At 74.0% G+C, this 15915-nt stretch carries 16 protein-coding genes and 1 pseudogene; 6 read left to right on the forward strand and 11 right to left on the reverse strand.

Annotated features, from left to right (window positions below):
* Positions 1 to 7: 7 nt before the first annotated feature.
* The 5 genes from ACZ3YL_RS06680 (at position 8) to ACZ3YL_RS06700 (ending at position 2848) form a co-directional block, all read left to right on the forward strand.
* On the forward strand, positions 8 to 541 hold the full coding sequence (locus tag ACZ3YL_RS06680) for a MarR family winged helix-turn-helix transcriptional regulator (protein ID WP_465655925.1): 534 nt from the start codon (positions 8 to 10) through the stop codon (positions 539 to 541).
* 177 nt (positions 542 to 718) lie between these two features.
* Positions 719 to 1441: a class I SAM-dependent methyltransferase gene (locus ACZ3YL_RS06685; protein ID WP_465655927.1), complete on the forward strand. Its 723-nt coding sequence runs from the start codon at positions 719 to 721 to the stop codon at positions 1439 to 1441.
* A complete protein-coding gene (locus tag ACZ3YL_RS06690; RefSeq protein WP_188308303.1) occupies positions 1438 to 1788 on the forward strand; it encodes a sulfurtransferase TusA family protein in 351 nt (116 codons plus the stop codon). The genes ACZ3YL_RS06685 and ACZ3YL_RS06690 overlap by 4 nt, the downstream gene beginning before the upstream one ends.
* Before the next feature lie 62 nt (positions 1789 to 1850).
* Positions 1851 to 2390, forward strand: a complete 540-nt coding sequence (locus tag ACZ3YL_RS06695; RefSeq protein ID WP_465655931.1) for a ChbG/HpnK family deacetylase — start codon at positions 1851 to 1853, stop codon at positions 2388 to 2390.
* Positions 2391 to 2395: 5 nt separating this feature from the next.
* Positions 2396 to 2848: a hypothetical protein gene (locus ACZ3YL_RS06700; RefSeq protein ID WP_188308301.1), complete on the forward strand. Its 453-nt coding sequence runs from the start codon at positions 2396 to 2398 to the stop codon at positions 2846 to 2848.
* A gap of 417 nt (positions 2849 to 3265) precedes the next feature.
* On the opposite strand, the gene ACZ3YL_RS06705 is transcribed toward ACZ3YL_RS06700, so the two are convergent.
* The 3 genes from ACZ3YL_RS06705 to def all read right to left on the reverse strand — a co-directional run bounded on the left by ACZ3YL_RS06705 (position 3266) and on the right by def (position 6327).
* Positions 3266 to 4717, reverse strand: a complete 1452-nt coding sequence (locus tag ACZ3YL_RS06705; protein ID WP_465655934.1) for an RsmB/NOP family class I SAM-dependent RNA methyltransferase — start codon at positions 4715 to 4717, stop codon at positions 3266 to 3268.
* 67 nt (positions 4718 to 4784) lie between these two features.
* Positions 4785 to 5744 carry a methionyl-tRNA formyltransferase gene (gene fmt / locus ACZ3YL_RS06710; RefSeq protein ID WP_188307388.1) on the reverse strand — a complete coding sequence of 320 codons (960 nt, stop codon included), beginning with the start codon at positions 5742 to 5744 and terminating at the stop codon, positions 4785 to 4787.
* Positions 5745 to 5781: 37 nt separating this feature from the next.
* Positions 5782 to 6327, reverse strand: coding sequence for a peptide deformylase (gene def, locus ACZ3YL_RS06715; protein ID WP_188307389.1), 546 nt, complete (start codon positions 6325 to 6327; stop codon positions 5782 to 5784).
* 254 nt (positions 6328 to 6581) lie between these two features.
* On the opposite strand from def, the pseudogene ACZ3YL_RS06720 reads away from it, so the two are divergent.
* Positions 6582 to 7049 (forward strand): annotated as a pseudogene (locus ACZ3YL_RS06720) (hypothetical protein); the annotation flags it as partial.
* 368 nt (positions 7050 to 7417) lie between these two features.
* Here the strand turns inward: ACZ3YL_RS06720 and ACZ3YL_RS06725 are convergent.
* From ACZ3YL_RS06725 to ACZ3YL_RS06760, 8 genes are all read right to left on the reverse strand, one after another.
* The gene (locus ACZ3YL_RS06725) at positions 7418 to 9502 is read right to left on the reverse strand and encodes a primosomal protein N' (protein ID WP_465655936.1); all 2085 of its coding nucleotides are present in this window, start codon (positions 9500 to 9502) and stop codon (positions 7418 to 7420) included.
* A 97-nt stretch (positions 9503 to 9599) separates the two neighbouring features.
* On the reverse strand, positions 9600 to 10808 hold the full coding sequence (gene metK / locus ACZ3YL_RS06730; protein WP_188310002.1) for a methionine adenosyltransferase: 1209 nt from the start codon (positions 10806 to 10808) through the stop codon (positions 9600 to 9602).
* 150 nt (positions 10809 to 10958) lie between these two features.
* Entirely contained in the window at positions 10959 to 12176 is a 1218-nt protein-coding gene (gene coaBC / locus ACZ3YL_RS06735; protein WP_465655937.1) for a bifunctional phosphopantothenoylcysteine decarboxylase/phosphopantothenate--cysteine ligase CoaBC, read from the reverse strand.
* A 156-nt stretch (positions 12177 to 12332) separates the two neighbouring features.
* A complete protein-coding gene (gene rpoZ / locus ACZ3YL_RS06740) occupies positions 12333 to 12602 on the reverse strand; it encodes a DNA-directed RNA polymerase subunit omega (RefSeq protein WP_188297240.1) in 270 nt (89 codons plus the stop codon).
* Between the two features lie 37 nt (positions 12603 to 12639).
* Positions 12640 to 13197, reverse strand: coding sequence for a guanylate kinase (gene gmk / locus ACZ3YL_RS06745; RefSeq protein WP_188310000.1), 558 nt, complete (start codon positions 13195 to 13197; stop codon positions 12640 to 12642).
* Positions 13198 to 13245: 48 nt separating this feature from the next.
* Complete coding sequence (mihF, locus tag ACZ3YL_RS06750; RefSeq protein ID WP_188309999.1) at positions 13246 to 13572, reverse strand: integration host factor, actinobacterial type; 327 nt, start codon at positions 13570 to 13572, stop codon at positions 13246 to 13248.
* A 372-nt stretch (positions 13573 to 13944) separates the two neighbouring features.
* Positions 13945 to 14778: an orotidine-5'-phosphate decarboxylase gene (pyrF, locus tag ACZ3YL_RS06755; RefSeq protein WP_188309998.1), complete on the reverse strand. Its 834-nt coding sequence runs from the start codon at positions 14776 to 14778 to the stop codon at positions 13945 to 13947.
* Between the two features lie 29 nt (positions 14779 to 14807).
* The gene (locus tag ACZ3YL_RS06760) at positions 14808 to 15911 is read right to left on the reverse strand and encodes a quinone-dependent dihydroorotate dehydrogenase (protein WP_188309997.1); all 1104 of its coding nucleotides are present in this window, start codon (positions 15909 to 15911) and stop codon (positions 14808 to 14810) included.
* Positions 15912 to 15915 lie beyond the last annotated feature (4 nt).

The following is a 15915-nucleotide window of genomic DNA, read 5'->3' on the forward strand; positions in this document are numbered from 1 at the left end:
GGTGGCAATGACAAGCCCGATCAACCCCGATCCCAACCCCGATCCCCCCACCGCCCGCACCACCGACCCCGCCTTCGCCCCCCGCCCGGACCCGCTCGACACCGCCCTGCGCCTGGTCCGCGCCCAGACCGCCGTGGTCAAACGCTTCGACGCGAGCCTCAGCGGCCTGCACGGCGTGAGCCTGTCCGATTTCACCCTGCTGCTGCACCTCGCCCAGGCCCCCGGCGGCCGGATGCGCCGGGTCGACCTCGCCGAGGCCCTCGGCCTCACCGCCTCCGGCGTCACCCGAGGTCTCGCCCCGCTGGAGCGGATCGGCCTGGTCGCCCGCGAGGCCGCCGCCCGTGACGCCCGGGTCGCCTACGCCGCCCTCACCCCGACCGGTCGCGAACGGCTCGCCGAGATGCTGCACACCGCCCGGCAGGTCGCCGCCGACCACTTCGCCCCCGACCAGTGGAGCAGCGAGGACCTCACCCAGCTGTCCACCCTGCTCACCCGCCTGGGCGGCACCGCCCCCGAACACCGGCACATCCCGAGGCCGTGACCGGGGCCCTGCCCGGACACCCGCCCGGGCACCCACCGGCGCACCCCCGGCCACCGGCCCCACCCCACGCGCCCTAGGCTGAACCCGAACCGCCCGCCTCACCCGCCCTGTCCGCCCCACCCACACCACCTGCACTACCCGCACCACGGCGCACCCCCGCGAAGGGCACCCACCACCATGACCCGCACTCCCGGCCCGACATCCGGCCCGACGCCCGACTCGTCGTCCGGCCAGGCGCCCCACCGGGAGCCCGCCCTCGCCGAGGCCCAGCGCGCCCACTGGCAGCGGACGTACCACGCCCACCCCGCGATGTACGGCGAGCAGCCATCCGCCCCCGCCGAGTACGCCGCCCGGACCTTCGCCGCCGCCGGCGCCCGCGAGGTGCTCGAACTCGGCGCCGGCCACGGCCGCGACGCCCTCCACTTCGCCCGTGCGGGCTTCACCGTGCTGGCCACCGACTTCAGCCCGCCCGGCCTGGAACAGCTGCGCAGCGCCGCCGTCGAGCAGGGCCTGGCCGAGCGGGTCCGCACCGTCGTGCACGACGTCCGCGCGCCGCTGCCCCTCCCCGACGCCTCGGTCGACGCGGTGTTCGCCCACATGCTGCTCTGCATGGCGCTCAGCACCGAGGAGATCGCGGCGCTGGTCGCCGAGGTCCGCCGGGTCCTGCGCCCGGGCGGCACCTTCGTCTACACCGTCCGCCACACCGGCGACGCCCACTTCGGCGCCGGCACCGGCCACGGGGACGACATCTGGGAACACGGCGGCTTCGCCGTCCACTTCTTCCCCCGCGAGCTGGTGGACCGGCTCGCCGAGGGCTGGCACCTCGCCGAGGTCCACCCGTTCGAGGAGGGCGAACTGCCCCGCCACCTCTGGCGCATCACCCAGGAGACCCCCCGATGACCACCGACACCACCCCCGACGACGCCGCACCCGACGAGGCCGACCTCACCGTCGACGGCACCGGCCTGCTCTGCGTCCAGCTCCTGCTCCGTCTGCGCGCGCAGATCGCCCACCTCCCAGCCGGCGCCGTCGTCCACATCCAGACCACCGACCCCGCCGCCCCGCTCGACCTGCCCGCCTGGTGCCACCTGACCGGTCACGAGTACCTCGGCCCGGTCCCCTCTCCGGCACCGGACCACGAGGTGTACGGACTGCGCCTCACCTCGGCCCCCGTCCAGACCCGCCCCAACCGCCCCTGGCACCCCGCCCCCACCACTACTGTCCCCACCACCGCCACCGCCGACTGAGCCCGGCCGGGCGGCGGTCATCCCCGCGCGCCCGCCCCGCCGCCGGGTGAAGACTGCCCCCCATGTCCACCTCAGCCCCCACCCCGGACGGCCCGCACGCCAACCGGCTCCTCGGCCACCCGCCCGACGCCCGCCTCCTGCTCCTCACCTGCGACGACCTCGGCCTGGACGAGTCCGTCAACCTCGCCGTCGTCGAGGCGGTCCAGCAGGGCATCGCCGCGTCCTGCAGCCTGATGACCCCCTGTCACGCCGCCCCGCACGCGCTCCGACTCCTGCGCCGCCACCCGGAGATCCCGTTCGGCATCCACCTCACCCTGGTCTGCGAGGCGCCGCACCTGCGCTGGGGCCCGCTGGCCGACCGCGACCAGGTGTCCTCCCTGCTCGACCCCAGCGGCGAGCTGTACGCCCCCACCCCGGCCGGCCGCGCCGCTCTCGCCGCCGAGGCCCGACTCGACCGAGCACGACATCACCGTGCTCGACCACCGTCCGCTGCAGGAAGCCTGGCAAGCCGCCCGAGGACGGGTCACACCGCGCGACCCCGGCCCGCCCGGTGTGCCACGATGAGGAGAAAACGTAACGGCCCGACCCCACAGGGAGGTTGACCACCATGGATCCGATCCTGAGTTGCCGATGGCTCGACCAGCACGGCGAGTGGGAACTGGCGATCCGCCACAACGGCAGCGACTGGGAGCTGTTGGCGGCCGCACCGTTCTGCTCGGAGTCGCTTCCCTTCGCCGACCCGGACGAGGTCCGCCGGCTCGCCCAGGCCCTCCTCGACCTGCCCGCCGAACCCGAACCGTACGAGTTCGAATGGCAGCTCTTCCGCACGGGCACCACGGGCGCCGGGAAGGAGCACGACCTCTACGCGACCCTCACCGTAGGGCTGGACCCCCTGGACGACCACCGCCCGTACCTCGCCTACCAGTCCTACCACCACCTGAGCCACAGCACCGCCCTCGGCATGGAGGCGATCTGCGAGGACCCACCGGTCGACCACCTCCGCGCCCAGGCCCACGCGTTCCTCACCAACTGCCCCGGCCCGCCGCCCCGGTGGCTGTGACGGCGCCGCCCGCTCAGCGGGTGGCCCGCACCGCCGAGTGCACCGGCTCCGGCGTCAACGTCCGCGCGACCGCTCCGAGCCGACCACCCAGACCTCCGCAACGTCCGAGATCCCGAACCCCGGCACCCCCGAACCCCCGGAACCCCCGGAGCCCCCCGAGCCCCCCGAACCGAACACCTCGGCCCGGAACTCCCCAACGAGGCGCCCCCGTTCACCCCCAGTCGACCGGACCAACCGGACCAGCCGGACCGACCGGACCAGCCGGTGCACCAGCGTCAACTCCTCGGGCGGACGCCCCGCGCGCGGCCACCGCCCGAGGTGCAAGCGGCGGGGCGAGCCACTCCTCCCGCACGGGGCAGGCCTGGGCCTCTCGTCCGGATCGCACCGGGGCACGATCCGGACGAGAGGCCCTGCACGTCAGGCGGTGCGCCGCAGCAGCGCCAGGTACATCGCGTCCGTCCCGTGCAGGTGCGGCCACAGCTGCACGTCGGGCCCGTCGCCGAGCGCCGGGACACCGGGCAGCAGCGGCCGCGCGTCGATCCACTCGACCCGGCCGCCCTCGCCGCGCAGCACGTCGTCGACGACCGCGCGGGTCTCCGCGAGGTGCGGCGAGCAGGTCGCGTAGCCGACGACGCCGCCGACCCGGGTGGCCTCGATCGCCGAGCGCAGCAGGTCCCGCTGGAGCGGGCCGAAGGCCGCGATGTCGGCCGGCCGGCGGCGCCAGCGCGCCTCCGGGCGGCGCCGCAGCGCGCCCAGACCGGAGCACGGCACGTCGACCAGGACGCGGTCGAAGCCGCCGGAGCGCCAGGCCGGGCGGGTCCCGTCGGCCGCGATCACCGTGTACGGGCCGGGGTTGCCCTCCAGTGCCCGCGCCACCAGCCGGGCCCGGTGCGGCTGCTTCTCGCTGGCGACCAGCCCGGCGCCCCGCTCGGCGGCGAGCGCGGCGAGCAGCGCGGCCTTGCCGCCGGGGCCGGCGCAGCCGTCCAGCCAGAGCCGGTCGGGGCCGTCCAGCGGCGCGGCGGCCAGGGCCAGCGCGACCAGCTGGCTGCCCTCGTCCTGCACGCCGGCCCGGTTCTCCCGGACAGCGGCCAGCGCGCCGGGGTCGCCGCCCTCGGCGAGCCGGAGCGCGAACGGGGACCAGCGCCCGGGCTGGGCCTCGGGCAGCGCGTCGGCCAGTTCGCCGACGGTGGCCCGGCCGGGCCGGGCGATCAGGGTGACCTCGGGCCGCTCGTTGTCGGCCCGCAGCAGTTCCTCGATCGCGGTGCGCCCGGAGGCGTCCGGCTGCCAGCGGCCGAGCGAGTCCCAGAGCGCGGAGACCACCCAGCGCGGGTGCGAGTGCACGACGGCCAGGTGGTCCTCGGCGTCCTTGTCGTACGGCGGGGCGACCCGTTCGATCCAGGCGTCCAGGTCGTGGGCGCTGATCCGGCGCAGCACGGCGTTGACGAACTTGGCCTTGCCGTCGCCGAGCACCACCCGGGCCAGCTCGACGGTCGCCGAGACGGCGGCGTGGCTGGGGATACGGGTGGTGAGCAGCTGGTGGGCGCCGAGCGAGAGCACGTCGAGGACCGGCGGGTCGACCTTGCTCAGCGGCCGGTCGATGCAGGCCGCGATGACCGCGTCGTAGGTGCCCTGCAGGCGCAGGGTGCCGTAGACGAGTTCGGTGGCGAGGGCGGCGTCGCGCCGGTCCATGCCCTTCTGCTCGGCCTCGCGGAGCAGGGAGGGCAGGATCAGGTTGGCGTACGCGTCCCGCTCGTCGACGGCGCGCAGCGCCCGGAACGCGACGATCCGGGCCGGGTCCTTCTTGGGGCGGCGGTGCGGACGGGGCGCCCGCTTGGCGCCGGACGTGCTGGGGGTGCTGGGGGTGCTCACAGGAACCTCAAAGTGCTGCGGTGATTATCAGAAGATCTCGAACGAACAGTAACGCCAAACCCGAAGGTCAGCCCTCGGAGCCGTCCTCCCGGACCCCGAACCGCTCCCCCGCCTCCAGCCGCGCCCCGCGCGCCCAGTCGGCCGCCCGCATCTCCTTCTTCCCCTGCGGACGCACCTCCCCCAGCTCGATGTCGTGGCTCCCGGTCCCGACCCGCACGCTGTTCTTGCCGGCCATCGCGACCTCGCCCGGCGCCAGCTCGGCCGACTCCGGCAGCAGCTTGACCGGCCCGGTGACCTTCAGCCGCTCGCCCCGGAACTCCGTCCACGCGCCCGGTGCCGGCGCGCAGCCGCGCACCACCCGGTCGATCCGCAGTGCCGGGTGGTTCCAGTCGATCCGGGCGTCCTCGACGGTGATCTTCGGCGCGAGGGTGACGCCCTCGGCCGGCTGTGGCACGGCGTGCAGCGAGCCGTCCTCGATGCCGTCCATGGTGGCGGCGAGCAGCCGGGCACCGGAGAGCGACAGCCGGGTGAGGAGTTCGCCGCTGGTGTCGGCCGGGCGGATCTCCTCGGTGATCACGCCGTAGACCGGCCCGGAGTCCAGGCCCCGCTCGATCAGGAAGGTGGACGCCCCGGTCACCTCGTCACCGGCCAGCACCGAGTGCTGGACGGGGGCCGCGCCGCGCCAGGCGGGCAGCAGCGAGAAGTGCAGGTTGACCCAGCCGTGCTGGGGGATCTCCAGGGTGCCGGGTCGCAGCAGCGCGCCGTAGGCGACCACCGGGCAGCAGTCGGGGGCGAGTTCGGTGAGCCGGGCGACGAAGTCCGGGTCGCTGGGCTTCGCCGGCTTGAGGACCTCGATCCCGGCCTCCTCGGCGCGCTGGGCGACGGGGCTGGCGACCAGCTTGCGCCCGCGCCCGGCGGGGGCGTCGGGGCGCGTGACCACCGCGACGACCTCGTGCCGGTCGGAGGCGATCAGCGCGTCCAGGGCGGGAACGGCGACCTCGGGGGTGCCGGCGAAGACGAGACGCATCAAGTGCCTTTCTGCATACGAAAATCGAGGAACGGGCTCAGCGCGCGGAGCCGAAGGTGCTGTGCGGCGAGACCTTGACGACGGGCGCCGGCCCGCTGCCCCAGTCGGCCTCCCGGATGGCCTTCAGTGCGGCCTTGCGCTGCTCCCGGTCGAGCCGGTCGATGAAGATGATGCCGTCCAGGTGGTCGGTCTCGTGCTGGATGCACCGGGCGAGCAACTGGGTGCCCTCCAGCGTGACCGGGTCGCCGTACATGTTGAAGCCCTTGGCCACCACGCCGTGGGCGCGCTTGGTGTCGTAGCGCAGTCCGGGCAGCGACAGGCAGCCCTCCGGGCCCTCCTGCTCCTCCTCGCTGAGCGACAGGTCCGGGTTGATCAGGTGCCCGGTGACGCCGTCCACGTGGTAGGTGAACACCCGCAGCGAGACGCCGAGTTGGGGCGCGGCCAGGCCGGCGCCGGGGGCGCCGAGCATAGTGTCGGTGAGGTCGGCGACCAGGTTCCGCAGTTCCTTGTCGAAGGTGGTCACCGGCTGGGCGGTGGCCCGCAGGACGGGGTCTCCGAAGAGACGGATCGGCTGGATCGCCACGGGGTACGGGCTCCTGTCCGGGTGGGCGCGGGCTTCGGGCGACGACTGTTCCCCGCAAGTCTATGCAACCCGCTCAGGCGCCCCGACGGGCCGTCCTCGGACGCCCGCATCTGCTACTGGCATATCCCGAACCTGCCGAGCCGCGTTACCCCGGCCCCCGCTTCGGCGTTGGTCAAGAGAGATTGACCGGGGCCGGGCGCACGGGACACCGCGCCCCGGCCGAGCTGAACCGTACGGAAGGTGGCACGTAGGCCATGGCCGAGCAGATCAATCACGACGCCCGGGCGCGGGCGAGCCTGCACCTGCTGGTGCGGGACATCGAGCGGGTGAGGCGCCAGGTCGACGCGCTGCGGACGCTCACCGCCCAGCTGGGAAACGTCTACCGACCGCGCCGTCCGAGCACCTCGGCCGGCTTCGTGGTGTACGGACGGGCGCCGGCGCCGACCGTGCGCCTGGCGCAGGAGCTGCGGGAGAGCGTGGAGACCCTGGTGGCTGCGGCGGTCGAGTTCGACCGGGCGCTGGGCTTCTCCTGGGACTCGGTGGGTTCCGCCCTCGGGGTCACCAAGCAGGCCGTGCACCGCCGCTACGGCATGCGCCGCCCGACCAGCGAACTCCTCGCCGCCAGCGGCGCCGTCCCGGGCCCCGCCCGGCCGGACCGCTCCGAGGAACTCCCCGCCCCCACCGAACGCGGCGGCCTGGCCACCACCGTCCCCGCGGCCCGACAGGGCGGCCTGGACCGCTCCAGCCTGGAGCGCAGCGCCTTGGAGCGCAACGCCATCGACCGCACCCCGCTGGACCGCGCTCCCATCGACCGCGACCGCACCCCGGTCGAGCGCCCGCAGACCGGCATCCCCCTCCGCGGCTGACCACCCCCGACCACGCCCGGGCCACCCGGGGCGGGGTGGCCCACTCACCCCGCCCCCAGCGCCCCACCTCAGCCCCACCTCAGCCCACCTCACCCCGGCCGCCCCCGGCAGCGGCCCCCAGCGCCCCACCCCGCCCCCAGCACCCCGGCGACCGAGCCCTCAGCGGCCGAAGCCCTCAGCAGCCCGGGCCGCTCGGCGACCAGAGCCCCCGGCCGCGGCCCCCGCTACCCGATGTCCGTCGGATCCACCCGCACCCGCACCGGTTCCGCCGTCCGCAGCGCGATCCGCGCGATCTGCGCCGCCTTGAGCGCCGCCGCCAGCGCGGTCCCCTGCCCGGGCGCCACCCGCAGCAGCGCCCGCTCCTGTTCCTCCCCGCGCAGCGCGGGCACCGGCACCGGCCCGAGCACGTCCGCACCCTCCGGCAGCCGGATCAGGTTCAGCAGGTCGGCGACGGCCGCCGGGCTCCCGCTCACCGCGGCCATCCGCGACACCGGCGGGAAGTGCAGCTGAGCCCGTTCGTCCCGCTCCAGCCCAGCGTGCCCCAGCGGGTCCCAGCGCACCAGCGCCTGCACCGGCCGGGCCGAGGGCTCGGCGACCACGACGACCGTCCCGCCCTCCGTCGAGGGCCGGGCGAGCGCGGCCGCGGCGAGCCAGAGCCGCAGGGTCTCCTCCCCGGCCCGCAGGTCGGGCCGGCTGAGCAGCGCCCAGCCGTCGAGCAGCAGCACCGCGCCGTACCCGGAACCGCCCTCGACGACCGGCTCCGCGCCCGGGGTGGAGATCACCAGCGAGGGCTCGTCGGGCACGGTGTCCAGCACCGCGTCCCGCCCCGAGGTCCGCACCGGGATCCGCGGGAACGCCTTGCCCAGTTCCTCCGCCGTGCGCCGGGCACCGACCACCTGGGCCCGCAGCCGGAAGGAGCCGCACTCGGGGCAGTGCCAGTCGTTCTCGGCCTCGCCGCACCAGCCGCAGGTCAGCGCGGCGTCCGCCGAGGGCGCCTCCAGCGGCCCCTCGCAGCGCCGGCAGCGGGCGGGGGTGCGGCAGCGCCCGCAGGCCAGCCGGGGCACGTAGCCGCGCCGGGGCACCTGGATGAGCACCGGGTGCCCGGCCGCCAGTGCCTCCCGGGCGGCGTCCCAGCCGACCGAGGGCAGCCGGGCGGCCTGGGCGGCGGCGTCCCGGTGCTGGTCCTGGTCGGTGACGGTGCGCACCCTGGGCGCGACCTGCCGCACCACCTCCCGGTCGGCGACCAGCGGCCGCGCCCACCCGGTGCTGACCAGCTGGGCGCCCTCCACGGTCACCGCGTGCCCGCCGAGCAGGACGGCGGCGCCCTCCTCGGCGGCGCGCAGCAGCGCGACCTCGCGCACGTGCGGATGGGGGGCGCGCGGGTCGCTGTGGCTGCCGTCGCCGTCGGACCAGACCACGACCAGCCCGAGGTCGCGCACCGGCGCGAACATGGTGGCCCGGGTGCCGATCGCGGCGTGCACCGAGCCGCGGCTGACCGCGAGCCAGCGCCGGTAGCGCTCGCGCGGGCCGAGTTCGGCCTCCAGGGCCACGTGCATCCCCGGTCCGAGCAGCTCGGTCAGCGCCTGGTCGACCCGGGCCACCGACCGTCGGTCCGGCAGCACGACGAGCGCGCCGCGCCCGCCGGCCAGTGTCGCGGCGACCGCCCGGGCGATCTCGTACGGCCAGCCGGGCCCGGGCAGGGCGGCCCACACCGCGCGCGGCGATCCGCCGCCGGCCAGTGCGGTGAGGAAGTCGGGCCCGGCCGGGTAGCGCTGCCAGCCGCCGGGGGCGGGGGCCGGCGGGCGCGGCAGCGGCGGCGGGGAGGGTTCGGCCTCGGCCTTGGCGTGCCGGGGCGGTACGGCGAGCTGCAGCACGTCGGCCAGGGTGCCGGCGTACCGGTCGGCGACGGTGCGGCAGAGCCGGAGCAGCTGCGGGCTGAGCACCGGTTCGGGTGAGAGCACCTGGGCGAGCGGGGCGAGCGGGCCGGCGAAGTCGCTCTTCTCCAGCCGGGCGACGATGAACCCGTCGTGCAGTTCCCCGCCCTCGCGCTGGCCCTTGACCACCCGCGCCCCGAAGCGCACCCGCACCCGGACGCCCGGCTGGGCCTCCTCGGCCATGGCGGCCGGCACCTCGTAGTCGAAGAGCTTGTCGATGGTGAGCACGCCCTTGTCCACCACGACCCGGGCCACCGGCAGGTGTTCGGCCCGTTTGGCCCCATGCCACGTCCGGGGCTTGGCCCGCTTGACCGTCTCCCGGATGAACGCCAGCTGCTCCGGCTCGGCGGCCCCGTTCTCCCCTGTGCTGCTCATCGCTCCCAAGTACTACCAGGTCACACCGACACCGCGCACACAGCGGAGCGGCGCCCGCCCCCGAACAGGGGCGGACGCCGCTTCGAAGCCCGGGGGGTCAGTCCTGGACGGCAGCCTTCAGCTGCTCCACCCGGTCGGTGCGCTCCCAGGTGAAGTCCGGCAGCTCACGGCCGAAGTGGCCGTACGCGGCGGTCTGCGAGTAGATCGGCCGCAGCAGGTCCAGGTCGCGGATGATCGCGGCCGGGCGGAGGTCGAAGACCTCGGAGACGGCCTTCTGGATGGAGAGGACCGGCACGCTCTCGGTGCCGAAGGTCTCCACGAACAGGCCGACCGGCTCGGCCTTGCCGATCGCGTACGCGACCTGCACCTCGGCGCGGCGGGCGAGGCCGGCGGCGACGATGTTCTTCGCCACCCAGCGCATCGCGTACGCGGCCGAGCGGTCCACCTTGGACGGGTCCTTGCCGGAGAAGGCGCCGCCACCGTGGCGGGCCATGCCGCCGTAGGTGTCGATGATGATCTTGCGGCCGGTGAGGCCGGCGTCGCCCATCGGGCCGCCGATCTCGAAGCGGCCGGTCGGGTTGACCAGCAGGCGGTACCCGTCGGTGGTCAGCTTGATGCCCTGCTCGGCCAGCGCCTTCAGCTCCGGCTCCACGACGAACTCGCGGATGTCCGGGGTGAGCAGCGACTCCAGGTCGATGTCACTGGCGTGCTGGGTGGAGACGACCACGGTGTCGAGGCGGACGGCCTTGTCGCCGTCGTACTCGATGGTGACCTGGGTCTTGCCGTCGGGGCGCAGGTACGGGATGGTCCCGTTCTTGCGGACCTCGGTGAGGCGGCGGGAGAGGCGGTGCGCCAGGGTGATCGGCAGCGGCATCAGCTCGGGCGTCTCGTCGGACGCGTAGCCGAACATCAGGCCCTGGTCGCCGGCCCCCTGCTTGTCCAGGTCGTCCTCGTCGCCCTCGACCCGGGCCTCGTACGCGGTGTCGACACCCTGCGCGATGTCGGGCGACTGGGCTCCGATGGACACCGACACGCCACAGGAGGCGCCGTCGAAGCCCTTCTTGGAGCTGTCGTAGCCGATCTCCAGGATCTTGTCCCGGACGAGCTGGGCGATCGGGGCGTACGCCTTGGTGGTCACCTCGCCGGCCACGTGCACCTGGCCGGTCGTGATGAGCGTCTCCACGGCGACCCGGGAGGTCGGGTCCTCACGGAGGAGCGCGTCAAGGATGGTGTCGCTGATCTGGTCAGCGATCTTGTCGGGGTGTCCCTCGGTCACGGACTCCGAGGTGAACAGGCGGCGAGACACAGCGCTCCCTGGGGTTGCAGCGGCTGCTGACTGAAGGCCCCCGGCGAACCGGGGACATCCGGAAAGACTTGATTCCTGGATTCTAACGGTCTGCTTCCGCCGAACGTCACCCGCTTCCGGAAATCAAGACCGTTCTCCAGCGGGTCTCGATCAGTTCCGACCCGGTTCCAGCCGCTTTGCGACCAGATCCCAGATCACGTCCGCGAGGGCCTCCTTGGGGCCCACCGGTACGGGGGTCTCGCTGCCGTCCGCGCCCAGCACCACGGCCTCGTTGACGTCCTGCCCGAAGGCCTTTCCGTCGCCCACCTCGTTGACCACCAGCAGGTCGCAGCCCTTGCGGGCGAGCTTGGCGCGGCCGTTGGCGAGCACGTCGTCGGTCTCCGCCGCGAAACCCACCACCAGCTGGCCCGAACGGGGGCGGTGCGCCGACAGCTCGGCCAGCACGTCGGGGTTGCGGACCAGCGCCACCGGAGCCGGCTCGACCCCCTCGACCTTCTTGATCTTGCCGGTCGCGTACTCGGCGGGCCGGAAGTCCGCCACCGCCGCGGCCATCACCACGGCGTCCGCGTCCGCGGCCGCCTTCAGCGCCGCCGCGCGCAGTTCCAGCGCGGTCGAGACGTGCACCACGTCCACCCCGGCCGGGTCGGGCAGCTCGGCGTTGGCGGAGACGAGGGTCACCCGCGCCCCGCGCGCCGCGGCCGTCACGGCGAGCGCGTAGCCCTGCTTGCCGGAGGAGCGGTTGCCGAGGAAGCGCACCGGGTCCAGCGGCTCCCGGGTGCCGCCGGCCGAGACCACCACGTGCCGGCCGGCCAGGTCGGTCGGCACCGCCCCGCCCCGGCGCAGCACGGCCCGGCAGGCCTCGAAGATCGCGCCGGGCTCGGGCAGCCGCCCCTTGCCGGTGTCCTTGCCGGTGAGCCGCCCGACGGCCGGCTCCAGCACGATCACACCGCGGCGGCGCAGGGTGGCGACGTTCTCCCGGGTGGCCGGGTGCTCCCACATCTCGGTGTGCATGGCGGGCGCCAGGACGACCGGGCAGCGGGCGGTGAGCAGGGTGTTGGTCAGCAGGTCGTCGGCGAGCCCGTGGGCGGCCTTGGCGATCAGGTCGGCGGTGGCGGGGGCGACCACCACCAGGTCGGCCTGCTGCCCGATCCGCACGTGCGGCACCTCGTGCACGCGCTCCCAGGTCTCGGTGGCGGCGGGGCGGCCGGACAGCGCGGCCCAGGTGGCCTCGCCGACGAAGTGCAGCGCCGCCGCGGTGGGCACCACGGTGACCTGGTGGCCGGACTCGGTGAACCGGCGCAGCAGCTCGCACGCCTTGTAGGCGGCGATCCCGCCGCTGACACCCAGAGCCACCCGAGGAGCGTCCACCGTCAGACACCCACCTTTCTCCCGATCCGGAACCCGCCCACCCTACGACCCCTCAGCCGCGCCCCACACCGCGGCCCGGCCCACCGGGGCCGGAAAACGCCGGAGGGCCCGGCGGAACGAATTCCGCCGGGCCCTCCGGGACGGTACGAGGCTGCCTCAGGCGGCGCCCTCGACCGCCTCGGCGGTCAGCATGCCCGCGTTGATCTCGCGCAGCGCGATCGACAGCGGCTTCTCGTGCACGTGGGTGTCGACCAGCGGGCCGACGTACTCCAGCAGGCCCTCGCCGAGCTGGGAGTAGTACGCGTTGATCTGGCGCGCGCGCTTGGCGGCGTAGATCACGAGGCTGTACTTCGAGTCGGTGGCCTCAAGCAGCTCGTCGATCGGCGGGTTGATGATGCCCTCGGGCGCGGTCATGGAAGAGGACACGCGAAAACCTTCCGAAAGGGTGGAAAAGACTGACAGGTCAGGCTACACCGAGCAAGGCTAGCAGTTCGGCCGCTACCTGCTCGACGGAGGTGTTGACAAGGGTCCTGTCGAACTCGGCCTCGGCCGCGAGCTCGACCCTGGCCGCCTCCAGCCGCCGCTCGATCACGTCCTGCGCCTCGGTGCCCCGGCCGGTCAGCCGACGGACCAGCTCGTCCCAGCTCGGCGGCGCCAGGAAGACCAGCTGGGCCTCCGGCATCGACTCGCGCACCTGGCGGGCGCCCTGCAGGTCGATCTCCAGCAGGACGGGCTCGCCGCGCTCCAGCTTCTCCAGTACGGCCGCACGCGGGGTGCCGTAGCGGTTGCCCGCGAACTCGGCCCACTCGAGCAGCTCGCCGTTGGCGATCAGCTTGTCGAACTCGTCGTTGTCGACGAAGTGGTACTGGACCCCGTTCTTCTCGCCGGGCCTCGGGTGCCGGGTGGTGGCCGACACCGAGAGCCAGACTTCGGGGTACATCTTCCTCATATGAGCGACGACCGTGCTCTTGCCGACCCCCGAAGGGCCGGAGAGCACGGTCAGCCGCGGACGCTCACTCATGCACCGATTATCCCGGATCGCGGACGATCCCGGGACCACGGGGCACGGTCAGACGGCGCCACCGCCGAACTCACGCTCCAGGGAGGCGATCTGGTTCGTTCCGAGACCGCGGACACGGCGGCTCTCGCTGATGCCGAGGCGCTCCATGATCTGCTTGGCACGAACCTTGCCGACGCCCGGAAGGGACTCCAGCAGGGCCGACACCTTCATCTTGCCGATCACGTCGTTGTCGTTCTTGCCGGCCTTGATCACCTCGTGCAGGGAGGCGCCGGAGTGCTTGAGCCGGTTCTTGACCTCGGCGCGCTCCCGGCGAGCCTCGGCGGCCTTGGCGAGCGCGGCGGTGCGCTGTTCAGGGGTAAGGGGCGGAAGAGCCACGCCGTTCACCTCAGGGTGTGGAAGGAAGGGATTGAGCTATGACTGGTTTGGTACCGGGACACCGTCCGCAAGGGGAGCCCAATGGGGAACCACAGGGCCCTGACCTGCGGGAGCTACAGATTTCGCAACTCGCCGATGACCTATCGCCGGACACTACCCGCATTGCGGCGCCGCGTCAGGAAAAGAACACGAAAAGTCCTGGTCAGCCAAGGCCGACCAGGACTTTCCGGGGCAAAATGACCGCGATTGCGAAACTTTGACGGGGTCGATGTGACGGCGCTCACGTCAACTCCGGTGCCGCCCCGCCGTCCTGCGGACACTGCGTACGGTCACCGGTCGGCTACCAGCCGGCCACCGGCCGGGCCGCCTCCGCTACTTGACGGCGTCCGCGAACTCGCCGACGAAGCGCTCCGCGGCCTCCCGCAGGGCCGGCACCGACGGCCCGTGCTTGAGCACGTCCCGGCTGACGCTCGGCACCACGTTGATCACCGAGGCGCCGAACACCCGCGGCAGGTCCGCCATGGTCGCGCCCTGGGCGCCGATCCCGGGGGCCAGCAGCGGGCCGTTGATGGCCAGGTCCACGCCCGCGTCGGCCAGCGTCGCGCCGACCACCGCGCCGAAGGAGCCCAGCGGCGCCGCGTCCGCGTTCTCGGCCGCCAGCTGGCGCAGCACCGACGCGGCGACCGGCTCGCCGTCCGCGCCGACCGCGCGCTGCACCTCGGCGCCCTCCGGGTTGGAGGTGAGCGCCAGCGCGAACACCCCGCAGCCCTGCTCGCGGGCCAGGTCCAGGGCCGGGCGCAGCGAGCCGAAGCCCAGGTACGGGCTGACCGTCACGGCGTCCGAGAACAGCGGGCTGCCGGGCGACAGGAAGGCCTCCGCGTAGGCGGCCATGGTGGAGCCGATGTCGCCGCGCTTGGCGTCCATCAGCACCAGCGCACCGGCCGCACGGGCCTCCTCGACGGTCTTCTCCAGCACCGCGACGCCCTTGCTGCCGAAGCGCTCGAAGAAGGCGGCCTGCGGCTTGAGCACGGCCACCCGGTCGGCCAGCGCCTCCACCACGGTGCGACTGAAGGTCTCCAGCCCGGCGAGGTCGTCACCGAGCCCCCAGGCGGAGAGCAGGGAGGCGTGCGGGTCGATGCCGACGCAGAGCTGGCCGCGGGTGTCGAGGGCCTGGCGCAGCCGGGCACCGAACGGGGCGAGGGTCATGTCGTCCTTTCCAGATCCAGTACAGGGGTTCACGAGCTGCGGACGGCGCTGCCGACGGCCGCCGCCAGGTTGCGGAAGCCCGCGGCGCGGACCCGGGCGGAGAGGCCCCGGTGGATCCGGCGGCACCAGAACGGCCCCTCGTAGATGAAGGCGCTGTAGCCCTGCACGAGGTCGGCGCCGTGGATGATCCGCTGCCAGGCGTCCTCGGCGGTCTCCACGCCGCCGACCGAGACCAGCGTCAGCCGGCCCTCGGTGCGGGCGCGCAGCCGCTGCAGCACCTCCAGGGCGCGGGCCTTCAGCGGGGCGCCGGACAGGCCGCCCAGGCCGATCTCCCGGACCCGCTCGGCGTCGGCCCGCAGGCCCTCGCGGCCGATCGTGGTGTTGGTGGCGATGATGCCGTCCAGGCCCAGCTCCAGGGCCAGGTCGGCGACCTCGTCGATGTCCTCGTCGGCCAGGTCGGGGGCGATCTTGACCAGCAGCGGCACGCGGTGCGCGGTGGTGCGGTCGGCGGCCTCGCGGACGGCGGCGAGCAGCGGGCGCAGGTGGTCGACGGCCTGGAGGTTGCGCAGCCCGGGGGTGTTCGGGGAGCTGACGTTGACCACCAGGTAGTCGGCGTACTTGGCCAGCCGCTCGGTCGACTTGACGTAGTCGGCGACGGCGTCGGCCTCCTCGACCACCTTGGTCTTGCCGATGTTGACGCCGATCACCGGGGTGGAGCTGGTGTGCGGGCGGGCGGCCAGCCGGGCGGCGACCCTGGCCGAGCCCTGGTTGTTGAAGCCCATCCGGTTGATCAGCGCGCGGTCCTCGACCAGGCGGAACAGCCGGGGCGTCGGGTTGCCGGGCTGGGGCTCGCCGGTGATGGTGCCGATCTCGACGTAGTCGAAGCCGAGCATCGCCAGGCCGTCGATGCCGACGCCGTTCTTGTCGAAGCCGGCCGCGAGCCCGAACGGGCCGGGCAGGTCCAGGCCGAGGGCCCTGGTGTGCAGCGCCCGGTCGCGTGGGGCGAGCACCAGTCGCACCAGGGTGCGCAGGCCGGGCACCGAGGAGGCCAGCCGGATCCAGAAGAAGGCGAGGTGGTGGGCCTTCTCCGGGTCCATCTTCTTGAACACGAGGTCGAACAGGAACTTGTACAAAGTG

The sequence above is a fragment of the Kitasatospora sp. NPDC023176 genome (genome assembly GCF_055560495.1).

Bases quoted from the DNA above. Each gene is read 5' to 3' on its own strand.
- ACZ3YL_RS06680 (WP_465655925.1), top strand. From the start codon at position 8: ATGACAAGCCCGATCAACCCCGATCCCAACCCCGATCCCCCCACCGCC.
- ACZ3YL_RS06685 (WP_465655927.1), top strand. From the start codon at position 719: ATGACCCGCACTCCCGGCCCGACATCCGGCCCGACGCCCGACTCGTCG.
- ACZ3YL_RS06690 (WP_188308303.1), top strand. From the start codon at position 1,438: ATGACCACCGACACCACCCCCGACGACGCCGCACCCGACGAGGCCGAC.
- ACZ3YL_RS06695 (WP_465655931.1), top strand. From the start codon at position 1,851: ATGTCCACCTCAGCCCCCACCCCGGACGGCCCGCACGCCAACCGGCTC.
- ACZ3YL_RS06700 (WP_188308301.1), top strand. From the start codon at position 2,396: ATGGATCCGATCCTGAGTTGCCGATGGCTCGACCAGCACGGCGAGTGG.
- fmt (WP_188307388.1), bottom strand. From the start codon at position 5,744: ATGCGTCTCGTCTTCGCCGGCACCCCCGAGGTCGCCGTTCCCGCCCTG.
- ACZ3YL_RS06725 (WP_465655936.1), bottom strand. From the start codon at position 9,502: ATGAGCAGCACAGGGGAGAACGGGGCCGCCGAGCCGGAGCAGCTGGCG.
- gmk (WP_188310000.1), bottom strand. From the start codon at position 13,197: ATGAGTGAGCGTCCGCGGCTGACCGTGCTCTCCGGCCCTTCGGGGGTC.
- pyrF (WP_188309998.1), bottom strand. From the start codon at position 14,778: ATGACCCTCGCCCCGTTCGGTGCCCGGCTGCGCCAGGCCCTCGACACC.